The sequence below is a fragment of the Oceaniferula spumae genome, from assembly GCF_042849255.1.
Lineage (GTDB): Bacteria > Verrucomicrobiota > Verrucomicrobiia > Verrucomicrobiales > Akkermansiaceae > Oceaniferula > Oceaniferula spumae.
The window spans coordinates 3,676,676-3,695,833 of record NZ_AP026866.1 but is presented as its reverse complement, the minus strand read 5'-3'; the positions used below and the strand labels follow the sequence as shown (position 1 = coordinate 3,695,833).

Below are 19,158 nucleotides of genomic sequence, written 5' to 3'. Positions count from 1 at the left end.
CCTGTCGGGAGTATTCAGTTGGAAGTATTCAGTATTCAGTGCTTAAAAGGGTGCATGGCCAACAACGATATCCGCGCTCAACTGAAATCCATCCTTCTTGAAAAGTCTGTCCGCACCGGTGAGTTCACCCTCGCCTCAGGGAAAACATCCGATCTTTATATCGACTGCCGGGTGACGGCCATGGACCCGGTTGGAGCCACTCTTATTGGTAAGCTGGGCTGGGAAACAGTCAAAGCAGAGCTGGTCGAACGTGGCGTTAATGCTCAGGCCATTGGCGGCATGACCCTCGGTGCCGACCCCATTTCACTCGCTGTCGGCATGACATCCGCAGCCGATGAAAAACCGCTTCAAGTTTTCACCGTTCGCAAAGAACCCAAGGGTCATGGTAAAGGCAAGCAGATCGAGGGTAATTTCAATGAGGGCGATACCATTGTGATTGTCGACGACGTCATTACCACAGGTGGTTCGACTCTCAAAGCCGCTGATGTGTTAGAAGCCTCCGGAGCCAAAATCGCTTTTGCCTTGGTTCTTGTCGATCGTGAAGAAGGTGGCCGGGAGGCTATTGAAGCGCGCGGCATTCCAGTGGTTTCACTTTTCTCTCGCAGCACGCTGCTGGGTTAAAAAGATCTAACCGATCTACCACCTGCACAGCGCATGAAAATAGAGATCATCAATACTGGCAGCGAATTGCTGCTGGGCACCACCCTGAACACGCACGGCGCTTGGATGGGCACAGAGCTGATGGGTCTCGGCCTTCGTGTGCAACGCCAGACTACGGTGCCAGATGGTGATGCGATTATCGCGGCACTGACTGAGGCACTGGAACGCAGTGATGTGGTCATCGTTACCGGTGGCATTGGACCTACCAGTGATGACATTTGCCGCGAAGCCGCTGCGGCAGTCTTGGGAGTTGACCTCATTTACGATGAGGCTGCGCTGCGTTCACTTGAGGCTTTTTTTGCATCGCGAGGAAGGCCGATGGCGGAGTCGAACCGAAAGCAGGCTTTGAATCCCGTGGGGGCAGATATTTTACCTAACCCTAACGGAACCGCACCGGGAATCTACGCACCACCGCGCATGAGTGGCGACCGGCTATGCGCCCTTTTTCTCCTACCCGGCCCACCCAGTGAGATGAAGCCGATGTTCCGCGAGGAAGTCACTCCACGGTTGAGGTCACTGGCCGGAGTAGAAAGCGATCATACGCTGCAAATCCTTCGTTTCACAGGTATTGGTGAGAGTGATTTTCATGAAGGGCTCGATGTTGAGCTCAGCACTATCGACGACCTCGAAGTCGGCTACTGCGCTCGACCTGCCGAAGTCGATTTACGACTGATCGGAAATGCCGAATCTGTTTCCAAAGCCGCCGTCATGGCTCAGACAGCCTTTGCGCATCAGTGTTTTAGTACCTGCGATGAAAGCCTTGAGCAGGTTGTTGTTAGAATCTTAACCGAGCAAAATAAAAAACTCTCTCTGGCTGAGAGCTGCACCGGTGGACGCATCGCCAGCCGCGTCACTGACGTCTCAGGATCGTCCGCGGTGTTCACCCATGGATTTGTCACTTACGCCAATGAAGCGAAGGTGGAAATGATCGGAGTCGATGCAGACCTGATCGATACCCACGGAGCGGTCAGCGAAGAGGTGGCGCTGGCCATGGCTGAAGGGGCATTGAAAAAATCCGGTGCTGATATTTCAGCTTCTGTGACGGGCATTGCCGGACCTACCGGTGGCACCGAAGACAAGCCAGTGGGCACCGTATGGATTGGTATCGCCACTCCTACAAAATCATACGCGATTCATCGCTGCCACAACCGCGGTCGAGAGATTTTCAAACAAGTCGTCAGCCAGACCGCTCTTGATCTCATCCGTAAGGAGCTGCTTTCTGATCAGACTTAGATCAGATACTTCAGGGCTAGCAACGCCGAGGCACTCATCACCAGCCAAGTAATCACACCGGCGGTCATGGCTTTCACTCCAGCTTGCAGCATCGGTTTCAATTGAACCTGCAGGCCGATGGCAGCCATGGAAATAGCTAACAGCCATTTAGCCATGTCCGGAAAGAATTGAGACAAGGGCACACGAACGACGCCATGCTCGTTGGGTGCAAATTCCAACACTGGCAGCCAGCCAAGAGCTCGAATAGCAGCCAGTAGAATGAACCCCCAGACGAACCAAGGCACATAGCGCCAGAGTGGCTCGCGCTTTTTACTAGCTTGCGACTTCTTACCCCGACTCGAAACAACTAGCGCAGTGAGTAGAACCACTGGAGCCAAAAGCGTCACTCGAGTCAGCTTCACCAAGGTAGCCATAGCCGCGGCGTCAGCTCCGTGACTTTCCCCAGCGGCCACCACTTGCGGAACAGCGTGGATGCTGGCACCCGCCCAGGCCCCGTAGATTTCTGCCGGCAAAGCCACGAAGGACAAAGCGGCAACACACGCGAACATGGCTAGCAGCCCTACGATATTCACGACCCCTACAGTTAGAACAACATCTTCGTCGTCAGCCCCCGTCACCGGAGACGTTGCCAAAATAGCACTGCTCCCGCAGACCGCAGTTCCGACACCTAACAAATAGGCTGAACGACCATTCATGCCCAAGGCTCGGCCAACACCCCATGCGACAATACCAGCGAGGATCATCACCGAAACGATGATACCGAGTAGCCCCCAGCCAATGCCAGCCAGCAGTGCCAGCTCCATACCTGCACCGAGGAAAATGACAGCAACCGGTATGCACCAGGCAGTGATCCATTTACAGCCAGCTCGTAGTGAAGTCATCGGCATCACATTGGTTAGCGTGATACCTAACAAAATCGCCAGAATGGAAACACCGATCGGATGCTCCAACACTGCTCCTTGGATAGTGAACGGTGGAAAAGGAAGTCGATGCACCAACCATGCAATTGCCGTAACCGCCAGTGAGATCAAAACACCCGACCAAAGAGGTGATGCTGCCGGTTTTGCCTTACTCTCCTCCGCCCAATCGCCCCATGCTCCCTCCATAGAAGCCAGCGAAGCTAGTCCACCACTTTCCAGTTGCTCGTAGAGGGTCAGTCGCTTTTTACTCCCGACCACATCATTTCCGACCGATGCCATAACGTCTTAGATTCCGCAGCCGTCGATGTGGCCTTCATTGACGGGTTCGTAGATCTGTATTTTCCGAGATTCGATAGACCACGTTTTCATACTGCGCAGGGGTGGTGAGTAAATATGTAACGTGACCAAGTCCTGATCCGTGGACTGTAAATTGGCCACCTGATGAGTTTCAGAATCGGCGGAAACCATCACCTCGCCACAGGCGTAATCCTTGGAGCATGTTGCCTTGATATAGCCGCTGGGAGTCATTTCATAAACGGTCTCAGTACCAGTGCCTTCAATAATTTTCACGCCACAGATGGATTCTGCATGATCATGTATAGGACTGCGCTGACCACTTTTCCAACAGAGACACAGTAGCTCGACCGCATCATTTTCAAAAACCATGTTCCTTCGATAACCGGATGCGTTAAATCTGACAAAGTCCGCCATGTCATTCACATCGACGTCAGCACCTAACATATGGTCACGCAGAACCGCCATATCAGGACGCGCAGTGAGCGATGACAGATAATTGATCAGTGGCTGGAGTTTCTCTGGATAGGTCACGGTCATTTAAAGTGAACATTAGCTCCCGTCACCACCCCTAAACAAGAGTAAATCACTAATGATTAAAATACCCAAGATACTCAGCATTGAATATTCATCAACACTTAGACCCGGTAGAGGGTGACACATCAAACCACAACGACGCTTCGTCAGATAATTCGGCTATCGAGATTGAAAACCTGCCCGGATGTATGTGGCATGTGCCACTGTAGAAAGGTGATGAAGTCCGCCACCGACTCCGCAGTGTTAAACCTGCCGAGTGTATGTTTTTCCTTAGCCGCGGATTTTACCGATTCTGAGAGAGCGTTCGTCATCTTGGTTTCCAAAAAGCCAGGCAAGACGGCGTTCACTCTAACATTTCGTGGGCCTAATTCTTGTGCCATGGACTTCATCATACCTAACAAGGCTGACTTAGCTGCCGCGTAATTTGCCTGCCCCGCTGGTGGATGCATGGCTGAAAAGCTAGAAATGAAAATGATGTGTCCCGACCGGCGTTTGATCATACCGCGCGAAACTTCGCGAGCACAACGGAAGGCACCGTTCAGATTGACCTCCAGCACTTGATTCCAATCGGTCTCGGCCATCTTGGCGAGCGGGCGATCCACGGTCAGGCCTGCATTACAGACTAACAGATCTATTGCTCCAGCAGTGGAGAAATAGTTTTTCACTGACTCGCTGTTCGTGACATCAAGTTCGGTCCGCGCAGGTGCCAGTGTCTGGATTTTTGCCATCTCAAAAGATGACTTCAATGCTTGCGCCAAGTCCCCTGCCCCGCCGGTGATGATGGCTTGGGGCGAAGACATTTCAGGAGACCTTGGATTTGCAGTGGCCGGAGACGACCACTCTCCTTAAACGAGCATCAGAGCTGGGTTCTCGACGAGTTTTTTCACCTCGTTGAGGAACTTGGCACCGACAGCACCGTCGACCACACGGTGGTCACAGCTGAGGCCGATGTTCATGCGTTGACCCACAACCAGCTCGCCATTGACCACAACGGGCTTCTGAACGATGGCGCCAACACTGAGGATGGCGGCCTGTGGTGGGTTGATGATCGCGTCAAAGCTTTCAATGCCCCAGGCCCCGAGGTTGGAAACTGTGATCGTTCCGCCATCGAATTCGTTGGGCTTGAGCTTTTTGTCGCGGGCACGAGTCGCGAGGTCTTTGACTTCGCGGGAAATTTGCAACATGGACTTGCTGGCAGCGTCCTTGACCACGGGAGTGACCAGGCCTTCATCCACGGCGACGGCCACGGAAATACCGATCTTGGCAAACTGGACAATGCTGTCGCCGTTGAACGAGGCATTCACTTCCGGCACTGCCTGCGCGGCATTGATGACGGCCTTGAGAACGAAGTCGTTCACACTGTATTTATTGCCGTGAGTTTGCTCGGCCTGTGCGTTGACTTGTTTGCGCAGAGTCATCAGCGGCGCGGTGTCTGCCTCGACGTGCAAGTAAAAGTGAGGGATGGTGGTCTTGGAGGTCAGCAGGCGATCCGCAATAATGCGACGCATAGAGCTGAGCTCGATGATCTGGTCTTCATCGGCAACGGTTGGGTTGACCGGAGTAGGCGCGGCGGCTGGAGCCGATGACTGAGTAGCTTGGCTTTTGGCGCGGGACGCAAGTGCGTTGGCGGCACTGGCGAGAGGTGATGTGGCTTGCTGGGATGCAGCAGCGGGTTTCGCCTCGGCAGGCTTGGATTCAGCGGCTGGCTGAGCAGGGGCTGCGGAAGCACCTTCGACATCAGCTTTGACAATGCGGCCGGAAGGACCGCTGCCTTGGACAGTGGAAAGATCGACTCCTTTGTCGGCGGCGATTTTACGGGCCAAGGGAGATGCTTTGATGCGCTCACCGGAGGCGGCGGGTTGATCTGTTTGAGCTGGTTGGGATGCGGGTGCAGCTTGGGCTGGCGCTTCGTTTGTTTCAGCTGGGGCTTCAGCTTCTTCCGCAGGAGCCGAAGCTTGCTCATCTGCCGATGCGTCTGATGATCCTGCATCTTCCCCGTCTTCGAGAAGAATTCCTAACACAGCTCCAACGGGTGCTTTTTCACCGGCTTGAATACGAATTTCTGAAAGTGTGCCTTCGTCAAATGCTTCCATTTCCATGGTTGCCTTGTCGGTTTCAACTTCGGCAATCACGTCACCGATCTCGATCTCGTCTCCAACTTGTTTGTTCCATCGGACGAGCGTCCCCTCCGTCATCGTGTCGGAGAGCTTGGGCATTTCAATATTGATAGGCATGGGCAAAAAGTCTTTGGCTGGCAGAATTCATCGGTGATACGCGGCTTTTGGGCAAGCTGAATATGGTCTGATTTTTGATTCAGCCATACTGATTTTACTCACCGAGGAAGAAACTTACGCCTAATGGAGCGGCTGCCTCGTCTCCTTTGCGAAAATTGAACGTGGTGCTGCCCTGTCGCGCGCCGATCGCTACTGCCTCAAACCGGGTGATTTTTTTCCGATCCGTCAACCAGAGCACGCGACCGGATATCTTCCCGCGATAGCTATGGCTGCCGTCCTGCAGGTGAAATTCTCCGGCAAGCTCGATGACCACATTGATTCCCTTGGACAGATTGTTTTGGCGACGCACTTTCAGGCTGCCTGATTGGATATCGGCAGGTTTCCAATCGGGACTTTGCCCGTAGACGATGTCTTTCAAGCCCTTGCGGAATAGCTTGTCTCTGGCTTCAGAGGACACCGCTTGCCATTCCTCGCCATCGGGAACAAAGGTGAGCGCTTCAGTTTTGGAAAATTCTAACCATGTCGTATTCCCTTGTTCTCCGACCACGCGACCATGGCCGGTTTTGTTAGCTCCCTCACGTGGCAGATCGCGGCAATGCATTTGTAGCAGTAGACCGAGGTCCTTTTTCTTTTGCGACTCCCATTCTTGAAGAGCAGCTGTCTGCGGCACAGGTTTGGGTTTCAGCCCGCGTTCTTTGACCTGTTCGCGCCATGTGGTGAGTGCCTCGTTAAGAAGATCGATCACCTGGTCTTTGCGGGTGCCGACAAACCTGGCACTGAGATAAGTGCCGTCCGGCATCATGGCGTAGACGCCCTGCTTGGTTTTGGTGGGGCTGGGGTCCCAGTGTTCACGCGGCACTTGTTTTCCGTAGGTATCACGAAAAAGTTTCACCGCCGGATCGTTTTTCAAATGCTTGATCAGCCATTCGTTACGAGGAAAAAGGATGTCGACCTCCTCGGTGCAGCAGACGAATTCTTGGGCGAGTTTTTGCACATCAGGATCTGACCAGACCACCTTGCGCTGAGTGACACCGTTGTTTCATGTTTCGCCGCACGGATTGCCATTCATCGCCCAGAGTAAAATGGGACGGTCTAACTTCTTGGCCTCCTCCACCGCTGGCATGAGTTTATTCCGCCAGGCAATTTCACGCCACTTAAGTTCGTCTCCGGACGGCCGAATGTGTTGCATCCATTCTCGGTAATTTTTCAAACTGAGTTCCTGAGAGGCGGGTGCGGGCGCAGCATGGCCACCCAGGACCGACATAAGGAATGCGAGCGAGATCAAGCTTTTCATAGCTTACAAACTAACGTCGTGTGGAAATCTGTCAGGTTCTATTTTACTGATTCTCACCCGGTCCTCGTCATCCACCACAATCCTTTCCCGCCGATTTCCCCGTGCCATCACATGGTAGATGGCATCAGGATATTCAATACTAGCCTGTCTAGGCATAAGAACCCAATATTACTTCGGAGCGTGCAACACAATCACTCTATGCAACAAAGCTCTTCCTGACCCCTATTATGAGGTTCGAGCCTCTGTTGCCTCAGGAAGTTGCTCTCATTGAACAAGGTGAAAGTCTTGTGGAGATACGCTAAACAGCTACATTTTCCTCTTTCGCCGCCATTATTTAGTTGCTAGAAATCGAACTTGGCAATGGGATTTTCGACTACTTATTCGAACGATAGATGCGCACAAGAAGAAAATAGAAGGCAAATTCTTTCCCCTTCTTTGGCGAAGTGCTTTTCAAAAGAAATATGATCCAGGTCATCCCATTAGCGGTTTTGGTGCCACAGCGTATGGCGAAAAAGAAGCGGCACAAGTTACGCTTGATTATTATAATGCAATGTACAAACAAGCTATGGGCTACTGATAAATCGCAAATAACCATTTTAGTAAAATGATATACAGTCGATATAGGTGCTTTTTCATAGGCTACTTCATCTCCATGGGGGTGTTGATTATTTCAGCATGTGATAATGATGAACAGTCCGAAAAAACTAATGTTAATGATAGCGGAAATAAATTTTCGCAAAAATACGGTAAATCTGACATGGTTTCTGACTGTAATACTTTAATATTACAGTTAGACGGTGGAGATGTTGATGCCATAGTTGAGGCTGTTAATACATTTATAGACAAGGTCGATAGGGCGCTGGAGAAAGGAACCCTTTCGTTTGTTGTCGAAGGAAATACACGTGGACCGAGTGTTGTGAATTTTCGTTATCTGTTGAAGGGCTTGAAGATGGAAGTTGAAAAATTAGTTTATCGTAAGGAGTTGATTATGAGAGGGCTTGACCCACCAGATTCGATCAATATCGAGATTAAAACTATTAGGCAGATATTAATTGAAATAAAGAAGTGGGGGTGAATGTTAACGGCCGAGTTGTCATCGGATGAGGGCCAGTCCGGAATGGCACTAAGTTAAGCCTTGTTAGCCTTGTATTTGCCGCTGTGTGGAAATCACGGCGTTTGTATGTCCGGCCCAGGTCATCATAGAACGTCTGGGTGAAATTGCCGTCGGCCAGAATGGTACGCGTGTCTCTACCGAGCCCACAGGGGACTTGAATCCGAAAATCAGAGCGCCCTACTGGGCACAAAAAAGGCCGTGACCCACTTGGAGTCACGGCCTGTTGTAAAAGGATTAGTTGTGAAACTACTCAGCCAGAGTCTTCATCGTAGGGATGAGGCCGATCTGAGGCTCACCTGTGCCGCCTTGAGCAGTGGCGCGGGCGAGAACGGACTTGCTGACGATACCGCAGCACTCAGGCTTGGGGCAGAAGCTTGATCCGCATTTGTTGCAGCAGATGGAAACTTTTTCAGTGTGGGTGTGAGGCACACGGTCAGTGACAACGTAGGATGATTTACCTCCGTAAACAGTGCGTTGTGTTTCCTGGAATGTGGTGACTTCTTTTTCAGCCGTTAGGGAGCCTCCGCAAGGAAGCAGGCCACAGCATGAAGAGAAGGCCAAGGAAAGGATGGCAAGTGTGATGAGTTGGAACGTAGTTTTCATGATCAGGCAAAATTCTAGGCATTGGACGGTGATGTGCAATGAAAAAGGCTGTAAAAAACATTTAGTCGCTTCCAAGCGATCCAAGAAGATTCAAAAACTCAGGACCTCGGTGCTGCAGCTCTCTCCGATGCGCCAGAGACAAGCGGACCAGACGCTCGATACTCTGCTCAGTGAGAGACAATTTAACCGCCTTCGGATCAGGTGGCAGCTTTTCTGTGATCAGCCAGCCGTAGTCTACCATGGTATCAACTAATTTTCTCGATTCCTGAGGTTCGATGCACAAGCGCTCTGCCAGAACATTGATCGTGACGGTGCCGCCCTGATAACCCCGGATAGCTAAAAGGGCCTGATGTTCGAGAGGTTTTAGCCCCTCACTCATGGCAGCTTGTTCGCTGAACTTAAGAAATCTGCGGAGGGCGTAACGGAATTCGGAGAGGCGCTGATAGTCGCCATCAGGGAAGGGATCGGAAAATGAGGTCATGTGAATGTGTGTGTTGACCTAGCATTCTGATATCGTTACCGAGAAAAACAAGTTGTTATTCTAACGGAAACGGAGCCCCTTCTACCCCAGAGGCTGCCAACTCAAACCTGCGGCTTAGTGGTGCCAAGCCACACGGGAATCGAGCCGTGATGGCAGCAATGCTCACATCCACGGCAGCTGGAACCGAGGAGGCTTATGTAGCTGAGTCACCTAAATCTAGGCGATGGTCAACACCTGCTCGACGATGCGACGCGGGTTCGGTAGCTGTTCATCTTCGACATATGGCGAGTAGATCGCGGGGGCGTCGAGAGAACAGACACGTTTGACCGGGGCGTCGAGGTGATCGAAAGCGTGCTCTTGGATGAGCGTGGTGATCTGGGCGGAGACGCCGCAGAAAGGTTTGCTCTCGTCTACGAGGACGGCGCGATTGGTTTTCATCACGGTGTCGATGATTGCCTGCTGGTCGAGCGGGCGGATCGAGCGAAGGTCTAACACCTCGGCGCTGATACCGTGCTCGGACTGGAGAGTTTCGGCAGCTTCAAGTGCACGCAGCACACTGCGGCCGTGGGCGATGAGGGAAACATCGGAGCCTTCACGTTTGATGTCGGCTTTTCCTAACGGCACGAGGTGATCACCATCGGCAGGATCCGGCACAGGGCCGCTGGTTCCGTAAAGAAGGGTGTTTTCCATGACATAGACCGGGTCGTTGTCACGGATGGCGGTTTTCATCAGACCTTTGGCATCGGCTGGAGTCGCTGGAGAGCAAACTTTCAAACCGGGGAAAGCGGCGAAAAGACCTTCTGGTGTGTGGGAGTGGGTGGCACCGACGTTGGTTCCGCCGTTGGCAGGTCCACGCATGACGATGGGGCAATTGCAAAGTCCGCCTGACATGTAACGCACGTTAGCGGCGTTGTTCACGAGTTGATCGAAGGCAACCGAGTGGAACGACCAGAACATCAGCTCCATGACCGGGCGGATGCCTAACATGGAAGCTCCGAGACCCATGCCGATGAAGCCGGCTTCGGAAATTGGAGTGTCGACAATGCGTTTGTCGCCCCATTTGTCCCAGAGTCCTTCGGTGACTTTGTAGGCTCCGTTGTACTGGGCGACTTCCTCACCCATGATGACGACGTTTTCGTCGCGGGTCAGTTCTTCGTCGAGGGCTTCGCGGATGGCGTGGCGGTATAAAATTTCGCGCATGATAATATTCAGTAGATAGTAGTTAGTAAGCAGTAGCCGGACTAGAGCAGACTAATCATTGAAAAAGTGGCGTCCAATCTTGCTGGACTCGGTGTTGTTATCGACCTCCCAGTAGACGTCATCGAAGATGGACTCGACGGTGGGAGCTGGTGACTCATCGGCGAACTTCGCTGCATCGACGGCGGCCTGCTTGGCTTCCTTGTCGATGGCGTCGGCTTCGACATCGGTGAAGACAGCTTCCTCGATCAGGCGGCGGCGCCAGAGACGGATGGGATCGTGATAGGTTTTGTATTTCTCAATCTCATCCGGTGTGCGGTATTTCTTGGCGTTGGCATCAGCCACTGAGTGACCGTAGTAGCGGTAGGTGGCGATCTCCAACACGGTGGGCTTGCTCTCCTTACGCGCACGCTCCATGGCGATGTGCGTCTTGGCACGGACTTCGTAGAGGTCCTCACCATTGACCAGATCCCAGTCCATGTCGTATGCCTCGGCACGTTGGGCGAGGCAGTCCTTGTAAGCGCTGGAGCGCTGTTGGCTGGTGCCCATGGAGTAGCCGTTGTTTTCAATGATGTAGACAACGGGGATACCGAAGAGAGCGGCGATGTTGAGAGATTCGTGGAAAGCACCCTGGTTGACTGCGCCGTCACCCATGTAACAAAGGCAGCAGCCTTGGATGTTTTTGTATTTCAGCGCGTAGGCCAAGCCCAGGCCGAGCGGTGTCTGACCGGCGACGATGCCGTGACCACCCCAGAAATTCCGTGAAGGGTCAAAGAGGTGCATGGAGCCGCCCTTACCTTTGGCTGCGCCAGTGGCCTTGCCATAGAGCTCGGCCATGCAGGGGTTCATGTCCATGCCGACCATCAGGGCGTGACCGTGACAGCGGTAAGCGGTGATGATGTGATCGTTGTCGCTGCAAAGAGAAATCGTACCGCATGCGACTGACTCCTGACCGATGTAGAGGTGCAGGAAACCGCCCATTTTCCCACCGTTGTAGAATTTTAATGCCGTCTGCTCGAAGCGACGGATGCGCACCATGTGGCGATAGAATGCAATCTTGTCTTCGTTGGTGAGGTCCTTGTTGATCTTGGACTGGGAGAAATCGAGCAGGGAAGGTGGTGAATCCATCATGTGTTTAGTGGGATTGGTAAAAGCGGGTTACTGGCAGGTGAGCAAAGGATCAAGCCCAAAGCGGAAGTGTCTGATAAGAACGCTAATTGCGTCCAGGAAACTTGATCTGGTTAAAAGCTAACCAGCGCGGAGGACAGTGACCAGAAAAATGAGTTACGCCGTCAGTGTTAGGCATGACATTGATATCCGAAGAAAAACCCGCGCCTAAAAAGAGCCCAAGACTTGTGAATTTGCCACCCTGAGTTGCAGATTCAGCTGTTGAGCATGCGAAGAGCATCGCGAAGCAGGTCCTCAGTGGGAGCGGTTGGTTTGAGCTTGGCCACGGCAGCAACGGCTTTGCGGGCCTCGGCCTGCTTGTAACCCAGCCCGATGAGGGCGGATTCGGCGTCGATGGCGGCGCTGGGCACGGCGGAGCCACTGGCGGCCTGCCAGGCTTCGGCAACGCCCACCTTGTCCTTGAGTTCCAAGATGATACGCTCGGCCGTCTTTTTCCCGAGTCCCTTGATCTGAGATAAGGCTGCTGCGTCACCATTGACGACACAGTTTTTGAAATGATCCACCGGCATGCCACTGAGCACCGCCATACCGATCGCCGGTCCGATGCCACTGACTCGCTCAATGAGCAGGAGAAAAAGATCCTTTTCTGCAGCCGTGGCAAAGCCATATAGCGTGTGCGCTGTTTCCCTGATGTGCAGGTGAGTCCGCAGATCGACTGCCGATCCTTCCATTGGATTCAGCGCATCATAGGTAGTCAACGATACAGTGACCATGTAGCCAACCCCATTGACATCCACCACCAGCCTACCGGGCAGGGCCTCTAACACTTTCCCTCGAAGTCGCGCAATCATTGTGGGGAAAGTAGACTCGGCTCAGCCCCTGTGCGTCAACAGCAATTCCTCGACCGCCCGTTTCACTCCCAGTTTGTGACAGTTCACCCGATCCTCCAGCTCGCGTGAACTTGGAGTTTCCAAGGTGTAGGAAACGGTGGTCCCCCGTTCTGCCATAAAGATCGCTTCCGGCCATTGATCGGGGAAATCGGCTCGCGGCTCGTGAAAAATCCAACCCGGCTCACGAACTTTATGGTCGTCAATGATGGGACTGGGTTCGGTGATAATCACCGAGGACGCAGCATCGAGGATCGCCTTGGCAGTGCTGTGGCAGACACATTTTTGAATTTCATAGAGATAAAATCCGGTGCTCTCCCAGTCTTCGTGTAAGGACAGAAACATATCGGGCACAGGTTGCCGCTCCAGCCATGCGACATGCCCTCTGACTTCGTCTGTTTGTTTTTTCAGGTAGTCACGGTTCAGATCAATCCCCTGAGCATTCTCCCTGGTTCCGGCGGCGAGACCGGTCGGGTTCAGCACCGGGCAGATCAACCAGTCAGTTTTCTCGTCAAAAAAACCTTCCTTCACTAATTCTAACAAAGCACATACGCCGGAGGGTTCGTCGCCATGGCTGCCGGAGGAAAGGTATACCCGCGCCCCTTGATCGGCCGATTTCCAATAGGCGGGAATTTCATAGCCAGCCACGCTAGCCACCACCTCTTTCTCGAAGCCGTTATCCATCGCTGCTCGGTGGAAGTCCTTCAAGTAGGCATGCACGTCAAAACTCACGGCTCTGTCATAAACAAGCACACCTCATGACACAACTCTTGACTCTTGATTCTTAACTCGGGAGTCTCAGCCCCCATGAACGTTCTTGTAGTAGGAGGTGCCGGATACATCGGCAGCCATTGTGTCAGGCAGTTACAGGCCGCTGGCCACCGTGCACTGGTGCTCGATAACCTTGTCTATGGACACCGCGCCGCAATCGCGGAGGATGTTCCATTTTTCAACGAAGACCTCGGAAACCGTGCCGCCGTCACCAAGATCCTAACAGAGGAAAAAATCGATGTCGTCATGCACTTCGCCGCATACGCCTATGTGGGCGAGTCCGTGACAGAGCCTTTGAAATACTACGAAAACAACACCGGCAATACCATCCAGCTGCTACTCGCCATGCAGGACGCCGGAGTCACCAAATTTGTCTTTTCATCAACCTGCGCCACCTACGGCGAGCCGGACACGCTCCCCATGGTTGAGGATCTTCCGCAGGCACCTATTAACCCCTACGGCCAGACCAAGCTTCAGGTGGAAGCTGTGCTCAAGGACCTTGCAGCGGTCGACAAGATGTCATCCGCCGTGTTCCGTTACTTCAATGCCGCAGGAGCCGCCGAGGACGGCAGCATCGGTGAACACCACGATCCGGAAACGCACCTGATCCCACTTGCGATCGATGCCGCCACCGGCAAGCGACCCGCACTGAAAATTTTCGGCACCGACTACCCAACTCCCGACGGAACCTGCCTGCGCGATTACGTCCACGTCGACGATCTCTCCCGCGCCCACATCGCCGTCTTCGAGCAGTTGGAAAACCCCGGCACCTTTGCCCACTACAACCTAGGAACCGGCAAACCCACATCAGTTAGAGAAATTCTGGATGCTGTGGAAAAAGTCACCGGGATGCCAGTTCCCGCCGAAGAGGCCCCCCGCCGCGCCGGAGATCCCCCCTCACTCTACGCCGACAACACCAAGGCTCGCACCGAACTCGGTTGGGAGCCCAAGTATCTGGATATTGAGTCCACCATCGCCACCGCTTGGAAATGGCACCAGAGCCATCCGGACGGCTACCCGGAATAACAAGCCGGATTTCCTCCTGCTTTCGGGACACTTATCTTGACTCTTTCCTCTGGAGTCTTGATTCTCCGAGACATGCCCACTGATCTGCATTACTGCCCAGACTACTTCGCCTACTCGCGCCGTAAGACCCGTGAAATCATGGTCGGCAACGTCGGCATTGGTGGCGATAACCCGATCCGGGTGCAGTCGATGATCACATCTGACACTCGCGATACCGAGGCCTGTGTGAAGCAAGTTCTGGATCTCGCCGAGGCGGGCTGTGAAATTGTTAGAATCACTGCGCAGACGAAAAAGTATGCGGAAAATCTGGAAAACATCCGCGATGGCGTGCGCGCTGCCGGTTGTGATGTGCCACTCGTGGCCGATATCCATTTCAAACCCGACGCCGCCTTCGAGGCCGCCAAATGGGTGGAAAAAATCCGCGTCAACCCCGGCAACTACGCCGACAAGAAGAAGTTCGAAATCCGCGAATACACCGATGAGCAATACGCGGATGAGTTAGAGCGCATCCGCGAGGACTTTGCTCCACTCGTCAAGCTCTGCAAGGAACTCGGCCGCGCCATGCGCATCGGCACCAACCACGGTTCGCTTTCCGATCGCATCATGAACCGCTACGGCGATACGCCTCTCGGCATGTGTGAGAGCGCATTCGAGTTTGCCCGCATCGCTCGCGATCTGGACTACCACAATTTCTGCTTCTCGATGAAGGCCTCGAACCCGAAAGTGATGATCGAGGCTTATCGTCTGTTAGTTGCCCGACTCGAAAAGGAAGGCCCCGATTGGAACTACCCCATCCACCTCGGCGTTACTGAAGCTGGTGATGGCGAGGACGGCCGCATCAAGTCGGCCATCGGTATCGGCTCCCTGTTAGCCGATGGAGTCGGTGACACCATCCGCGTCTCACTCACCGAGGACGCGATTCACGAGATTCCCGTTGCCAAAGCGATCATTGCCAACATCGTCAAAAGCCACCTTCCCACTGACCCAACTGGCAGCCAGCGCGGAACGCTTTCCTACGATCCTTTTTCCTACCAACGCCGCCACAGCCACGAGATGGAAATCAACGGCCACAAACTGGGGGCCGACAACACGATTCGCGTCTTCACCAGTCGGAAAAAATGGGACGCTCTTGCGCACAAGATCGATAAACTTGGCGACTTCACACCTGAAATTGTCATCGAGGACTCAGGTGTAATCGAAGTCGACCCTTGGGACTACGCCGCGATTATGGAGATCAATGCGATCAAAGAGCCACAGCTCGTCACCGTCGCGGACGGGGCCCATGATGCCGCCGTCATCCATGCTTTCCGCCTGCTAGCCACCAAGCTCTCTGCGCACCACCCCATCCTCCTCAAGGATACACTCAACCCATCTAACAATGCGGATGCCGATTTCCTCGACAACCTGATCACCGCTGCTCGCAATATCGGGTCACTGCTATGCGACGGCATTGGTGACGCCATTATCGTGCAGGGAGAGGAAGCTCCCGGACAATCGCTGCGTCTCGCCTACAACGTGCTGCAGGCAGCAGGCTCACGAATTTTCAAAACGGACTACGTCGCCTGCCCTTCCTGTGGACGAACTCTCTTCAACCTACAGGACACGACTCAGAAAATCCGCGCTGCCACCGGCCACCTCAAAGGTGTTAGAATCGCTGTGATGGGATGCATTGTCAACGGACCTGGCGAAATGGCGGATGCCGATTTCGGCTACGTCGGAGGTGCACCTAACAAGATCAACCTCTACGTCGGAAAACAAGCTGTTAAGTTCAACATCCCCGAGGCTGAGGCCGTGGATCGTCTGATTGATCTGATCAAAGAACACGACAAATGGATCGAAGCTCCAGCTGTGGTGCAGTGATCACCGCCCATAGGTCACTTTTCGTCTTCGATTGCTTTCCACACATCGAGCGCCGCTCCCTCTTCGGTCCTGATAAAAAGCTCCTGCAATCCCTTTGAGGTTTGTGTCACAGCTTTCAGGCCTCCTGACACTTCACGTTGCACTCGGATTGATCCGGTCCTGCCATTTTGCCCGAGCGATTTCCCACCGTAGGATCGTCCGATAATTACCCCTGTCACTCTAGTCATCGCTTCGATCTTGCGAATTGCTCGCAGGCATTCGCTTGAGGAACTTTGATGACGACCGCGTGATGGCATACCCACATCATGCTCACGTGTCATCACGCGTGAAGCCAAAAGTTTACTGCATCATTAGCATAAGTATCTCCGCGCAATTTACATTGTTGATAGTTAGAAAAATAGGTAGCGTATGCTAAATGGGATTGAGGGGTCATGAAATTCATTTACTACATATTGCCTGTAACTGCTCTAATCGCGGGCTACTTGGCACTGGCAAACCAGTATGACCGTTCTGCTCGGCTGGAAGCGGAAAATAAAAGCCTGCGGATACTCGCCGAAAGCTCCCGCCATCAAAACCGTGGTCGTACCCAAGGCGAAACCGACCTACTCTCAGGCAAACACGTTGACTGGAAACTAGTCGGCCAGCAACTCCGTGAGAATGACTCCGTCCACGCCTTCTATCTGCAACCGCACCTCCGGCTTGCGCGCGTAATACTGGCTATGAGTTTCGAAGAATTTCTCGTGGCCATCGACAAGATTGAACAATCGGATTTATCCGAGGTCGAAAAGGAACGTTTACTGGGCCACTTCCTCTGGTCGATGGCTAGAGTTCATCCAAAACAGACCACCCTTAAATTTGCCAAAAACTATGCAGACGAAAAATCGACACACCTCATCAAATGGGAATACCTCATAGCGAGTGCCTATTCCCACTGGATCAAAGCTGATCCAAATGCAGCGGTGGATTGGTTTCTGCAATACGATGCGAATGGTGGGTTTACAGATCAACAGGGCCAACGTGTACTTCCCTCTGAGCTCGTTCGCACTGCCATTTTTACAGTGATGCCGACAAATCCCGAGGCAGCCATCAAACTTCTGGATACATATCCCCTCGATAAACGAAAATCATTACTTGGAGGGATTCACATGACTCAACTGACAAAAGAAAGTCACTCAACCTGGGCAACGCTGATAAGGAATCATGTCTCGAAAAAAGATGCCCCTGAGATGATCACATGGCCGCTGATGAACTGGTCAGACGGCGACGGATCGACTTTCAATTTGGACGAGACTTCTGAGTACATGCAGCGCATCGGCGCGAACAATGCCGAGCAGCGTCATTGCATCATGAAAATTGCAGAGCAACCTTCATCCTGGGTTTCTAAACGTGAAGACGATAGAGAAGGAGTTATCGAAGACCTTCAATTGTTTCATCAATGGGCCAAAAAAGAGGATCCTGCTTCCGTACATGAGGCCACTTTGAAAGCCCTGACGATCGCCGCACAATATAACGGGCTCGAGTTTGTAGATTCAGCGGCTCTCCACCTCCTTTACCACCGCGAAACCCGCGAGGACGCCTACCTAACCCAAGCCCTCGATCTAAAAAACGCAAGTAAGCATCCTGTCCTTGTGAACCGCTTGATAAGTGAAATCTCTGACCCTGCTACCCGTCAGCTCTACAACGAAAAGTTCCAAGCTTCTGAGCAACCTTGAAAACCTCCCTAGCCATCACCCTAACAATAGCTGTTCTCTTTTCGTATCTGATATGGAATCAGAAGAACAAGGGTGACAGCTTGCTCAGTGAACAGCAGATACTGCTTAAAGAAACCGCTAAAAAGGGCAGCGTAACTAGAAGCACACCACGGACAGCTAAACGGAACAACCGTTCCATAAGGGAAAAAATTGATCCCGCCGCCTTTGCCGCTGAACTCATGCGCTACAATCGCGACATGAAGCTTCTCATGGAAAAGGGCGATCATGGAGATGATAAAATGCTGACCAAAAAGATCATCTCCCAGATGGATCAGCTCCAGGCGCTATCGAACACTGAACTGAGTGAAGTGATCATGCACATTTCACATGCCAAGGAATTCGATCTATATGAACGTCGGAGACTATCATGGTTTTTATTAGATAGCCTGACAAAACACGACCCTCACCTAACTCTGAATACCCTTTTGGATTCAGATCTTCGGAGATTTCTAAGTCAGTACAACAACGACGACAGTCGATATGTCAATAAAGCGTTAGAATCCCTTGCCAGTAAAAGTCCGGACACAGCCATTGATTGGTTTCGTAGCCATTCGGATATTTTCTCCAAACCACAACAACAACTCAATTATTCGGCCCTCGTCCGAGGCATTGCAAGGGTCGATTATGCGAAGGCTCTGGAAATCTGTGATGAAAGCGAACAAGGAAAGTCAATGATTCCCAACCTCGTTTTCTTGGTTCCAAGGGACTCAGCTTCACGTCTAGCAGCTCTCAATGGCTTGCGCCAATGGAGTAAACGACACAATCACTCCGAAGGCAGCCAGACTGTCTTGAGTAATAGTGTGATGCGCTTGGCTCATGGAGGTCGGGTTCACCTGGACAAAGCCGACTTTGGAGAAGTCATGACCTGGATGAAACAAGCCAAGGTGACACAAGGTGAACTAGGCGCTTTTGTCCGAACGAGCTCGGTAGATTTAATCCATTATATTAAACCTGAACAGGCTGGCGAATGGGCGGAATGGTTAGGCTACACATTTTCCGAAGACCAATCCACACGTCGACTTAAACAACTGGCCACATCAAACCGAACAAAGAAATACATCAAAAAATGGATTACCACTGCAGCGGACGGCCCTGCTAAAAAGATCATTACCCAAGAGCTGGAGCAATAGCAACGTTGCCCTACTCCCCCCAGATCAGCGTATGTTGA

General features: G+C 52.6%; 19 protein-coding genes. 7 read left to right on the top strand and 12 right to left on the bottom strand.

Annotated elements, in window-relative coordinates:
• Positions 1–54: 54 nt before the first annotated feature.
• Entirely contained in the window at positions 55–621 is a 567-nt protein-coding gene (gene pyrE, locus ACSPJT_RS15695) for an orotate phosphoribosyltransferase (RefSeq protein WP_435893504.1), read from the top strand.
• A 33-nt stretch (positions 622–654) separates the two neighbouring features.
• The gene (locus ACSPJT_RS15690) at positions 655–1,893 is read left to right on the top strand and encodes a competence/damage-inducible protein A (RefSeq protein WP_435893503.1); all 1,239 of its coding nucleotides are present in this window, start codon (positions 655–657) and stop codon (positions 1,891–1,893) included.
• Here the strand turns inward: ACSPJT_RS15690 and ACSPJT_RS15685 are convergent.
• From ACSPJT_RS15685 to ACSPJT_RS15660, 6 genes are all read right to left on the bottom strand, one after another.
• A complete protein-coding gene (locus ACSPJT_RS15685) occupies positions 1,890–3,092 on the bottom strand; it encodes a YeiH family protein (protein WP_435893502.1) in 1,203 nt (400 codons plus the stop codon). The two genes, ACSPJT_RS15690 and ACSPJT_RS15685, sit on opposite strands and share 4 nt — an antisense overlap.
• 6 nt (positions 3,093–3,098) lie before the next feature.
• Positions 3,099–3,647, bottom strand: coding sequence for a cysteine dioxygenase (locus ACSPJT_RS15680; RefSeq protein ID WP_435893501.1), 549 nt, complete (start codon positions 3,645–3,647; stop codon positions 3,099–3,101).
• Positions 3,648–3,790: 143 nt separating this feature from the next.
• Complete coding sequence (locus ACSPJT_RS15675) at positions 3,791–4,444, bottom strand: SDR family NAD(P)-dependent oxidoreductase (RefSeq protein ID WP_435893500.1); 654 nt, start codon at positions 4,442–4,444, stop codon at positions 3,791–3,793.
• Positions 4,445–4,489: 45 nt separating this feature from the next.
• Positions 4,490–5,878: a dihydrolipoamide acetyltransferase family protein gene (locus ACSPJT_RS15670; protein ID WP_435893499.1), complete on the bottom strand. Its 1,389-nt coding sequence runs from the start codon at positions 5,876–5,878 to the stop codon at positions 4,490–4,492.
• A gap of 94 nt (positions 5,879–5,972) precedes the next feature.
• Positions 5,973–6,872 (bottom strand): hypothetical protein, encoded by a 900-nt coding sequence (locus ACSPJT_RS15665; protein WP_435893498.1) that lies wholly within the window; start codon positions 6,870–6,872, stop codon positions 5,973–5,975.
• A 45-nt stretch (positions 6,873–6,917) separates the two neighbouring features.
• Entirely contained in the window at positions 6,918–7,172 is a 255-nt protein-coding gene (locus tag ACSPJT_RS15660) for a hypothetical protein (protein WP_435893497.1), read from the bottom strand.
• Positions 7,173–7,824: 652 nt separating this feature from the next.
• On the opposite strand from ACSPJT_RS15660, the gene ACSPJT_RS15655 reads away from it, so the two are divergent.
• Positions 7,825–8,247, top strand: a complete 423-nt coding sequence (locus ACSPJT_RS15655) for a hypothetical protein (RefSeq protein ID WP_435893496.1) — start codon at positions 7,825–7,827, stop codon at positions 8,245–8,247.
• Between the two features lie 285 nt (positions 8,248–8,532).
• Here ACSPJT_RS15655 and ACSPJT_RS15650 read toward each other — a convergent pair whose 3' ends face one another.
• The 6 genes from ACSPJT_RS15650 to ACSPJT_RS15625 all read right to left on the bottom strand — a co-directional run bounded on the left by ACSPJT_RS15650 (position 8,533) and on the right by ACSPJT_RS15625 (position 13,314).
• The gene (locus tag ACSPJT_RS15650; RefSeq protein ID WP_435893495.1) at positions 8,533–8,889 is read right to left on the bottom strand and encodes a hypothetical protein; all 357 of its coding nucleotides are present in this window, start codon (positions 8,887–8,889) and stop codon (positions 8,533–8,535) included.
• A gap of 61 nt (positions 8,890–8,950) precedes the next feature.
• Positions 8,951–9,370, bottom strand: a complete 420-nt coding sequence (locus ACSPJT_RS15645; RefSeq protein ID WP_435893494.1) for a hypothetical protein — start codon at positions 9,368–9,370, stop codon at positions 8,951–8,953.
• Positions 9,371–9,586: 216 nt separating this feature from the next.
• Positions 9,587–10,570, bottom strand: coding sequence for an alpha-ketoacid dehydrogenase subunit beta (locus ACSPJT_RS15640; RefSeq protein ID WP_435893493.1), 984 nt, complete (start codon positions 10,568–10,570; stop codon positions 9,587–9,589).
• Between the two features lie 51 nt (positions 10,571–10,621).
• On the bottom strand, positions 10,622–11,695 hold the full coding sequence (gene pdhA / locus ACSPJT_RS15635; protein WP_435896205.1) for a pyruvate dehydrogenase (acetyl-transferring) E1 component subunit alpha: 1,074 nt from the start codon (positions 11,693–11,695) through the stop codon (positions 10,622–10,624).
• Positions 11,696–11,949: 254 nt separating this feature from the next.
• Positions 11,950–12,546 (bottom strand): Holliday junction branch migration protein RuvA, encoded by a 597-nt coding sequence (gene ruvA, locus ACSPJT_RS15630; protein ID WP_435893492.1) that lies wholly within the window; start codon positions 12,544–12,546, stop codon positions 11,950–11,952.
• A 21-nt stretch (positions 12,547–12,567) separates the two neighbouring features.
• Positions 12,568–13,314: a M14 family metallopeptidase gene (locus ACSPJT_RS15625; RefSeq protein WP_435893491.1), complete on the bottom strand. Its 747-nt coding sequence runs from the start codon at positions 13,312–13,314 to the stop codon at positions 12,568–12,570.
• A gap of 75 nt (positions 13,315–13,389) precedes the next feature.
• Between ACSPJT_RS15625 and galE the strand changes: the two genes are divergently transcribed.
• The 4 genes from galE to ACSPJT_RS15605 all read left to right on the top strand — a co-directional run bounded on the left by galE (position 13,390) and on the right by ACSPJT_RS15605 (position 19,120).
• Positions 13,390–14,379 carry a UDP-glucose 4-epimerase GalE gene (gene galE, locus ACSPJT_RS15620; RefSeq protein WP_435893490.1) on the top strand — a complete coding sequence of 330 codons (990 nt, stop codon included), beginning with the start codon at positions 13,390–13,392 and terminating at the stop codon, positions 14,377–14,379.
• Between the two features lie 72 nt (positions 14,380–14,451).
• Entirely contained in the window at positions 14,452–16,239 is a 1,788-nt protein-coding gene (gene ispG, locus ACSPJT_RS15615) for a (E)-4-hydroxy-3-methylbut-2-enyl-diphosphate synthase (protein WP_435893489.1), read from the top strand.
• A 431-nt stretch (positions 16,240–16,670) separates the two neighbouring features.
• Positions 16,671–17,951, top strand: a complete 1,281-nt coding sequence (locus ACSPJT_RS15610; protein WP_435893488.1) for a hypothetical protein — start codon at positions 16,671–16,673, stop codon at positions 17,949–17,951.
• On the top strand, positions 17,948–19,120 hold the full coding sequence (locus ACSPJT_RS15605) for a hypothetical protein (RefSeq protein ID WP_435893487.1): 1,173 nt from the start codon (positions 17,948–17,950) through the stop codon (positions 19,118–19,120). The genes ACSPJT_RS15610 and ACSPJT_RS15605 overlap by 4 nt, the downstream gene beginning before the upstream one ends.
• Positions 19,121–19,158: the final 38 nt, after the last annotated feature.

Coding starts and splice junctions, on each gene's coding strand:
- pyrE (WP_435893504.1), top strand. CDS start 55: ATGGCCAACAACGATATCCGCGCTCAACTGAAATCCATCCTTCTTGAA.
- ispG (WP_435893489.1), top strand. CDS start 14,452: ATGCCCACTGATCTGCATTACTGCCCAGACTACTTCGCCTACTCGCGC.
- ACSPJT_RS15680 (WP_435893501.1), bottom strand. CDS start 3,647: ATGACCGTGACCTATCCAGAGAAACTCCAGCCACTGATCAATTATCTG.
- ACSPJT_RS15610 (WP_435893488.1), top strand. CDS start 16,671: ATGAAATTCATTTACTACATATTGCCTGTAACTGCTCTAATCGCGGGC.
- ACSPJT_RS15685 (WP_435893502.1), bottom strand. CDS start 3,092: ATGGCATCGGTCGGAAATGATGTGGTCGGGAGTAAAAAGCGACTGACC.
- ACSPJT_RS15670 (WP_435893499.1), bottom strand. CDS start 5,878: ATGCCTATCAATATTGAAATGCCCAAGCTCTCCGACACGATGACGGAG.
- ruvA (WP_435893492.1), bottom strand. CDS start 12,546: ATGATTGCGCGACTTCGAGGGAAAGTGTTAGAGGCCCTGCCCGGTAGG.
- ACSPJT_RS15640 (WP_435893493.1), bottom strand. CDS start 10,570: ATGCGCGAAATTTTATACCGCCACGCCATCCGCGAAGCCCTCGACGAA.
- ACSPJT_RS15655 (WP_435893496.1), top strand. CDS start 7,825: ATGGGGGTGTTGATTATTTCAGCATGTGATAATGATGAACAGTCCGAA.
- ACSPJT_RS15675 (WP_435893500.1), bottom strand. CDS start 4,444: ATGTCTTCGCCCCAAGCCATCATCACCGGCGGGGCAGGGGACTTGGCG.
- ACSPJT_RS15645 (WP_435893494.1), bottom strand. CDS start 9,370: ATGACCTCATTTTCCGATCCCTTCCCTGATGGCGACTATCAGCGCCTC.
- galE (WP_435893490.1), top strand. CDS start 13,390: ATGAACGTTCTTGTAGTAGGAGGTGCCGGATACATCGGCAGCCATTGT.
- ACSPJT_RS15690 (WP_435893503.1), top strand. CDS start 655: ATGAAAATAGAGATCATCAATACTGGCAGCGAATTGCTGCTGGGCACC.
- ACSPJT_RS15660 (WP_435893497.1), bottom strand. CDS start 7,172: ATGAAAAGCTTGATCTCGCTCGCATTCCTTATGTCGGTCCTGGGTGGC.
- pdhA (WP_435896205.1), bottom strand. CDS start 11,695: ATGGATTCACCACCTTCCCTGCTCGATTTCTCCCAGTCCAAGATCAAC.
- ACSPJT_RS15650 (WP_435893495.1), bottom strand. CDS start 8,889: ATGAAAACTACGTTCCAACTCATCACACTTGCCATCCTTTCCTTGGCC.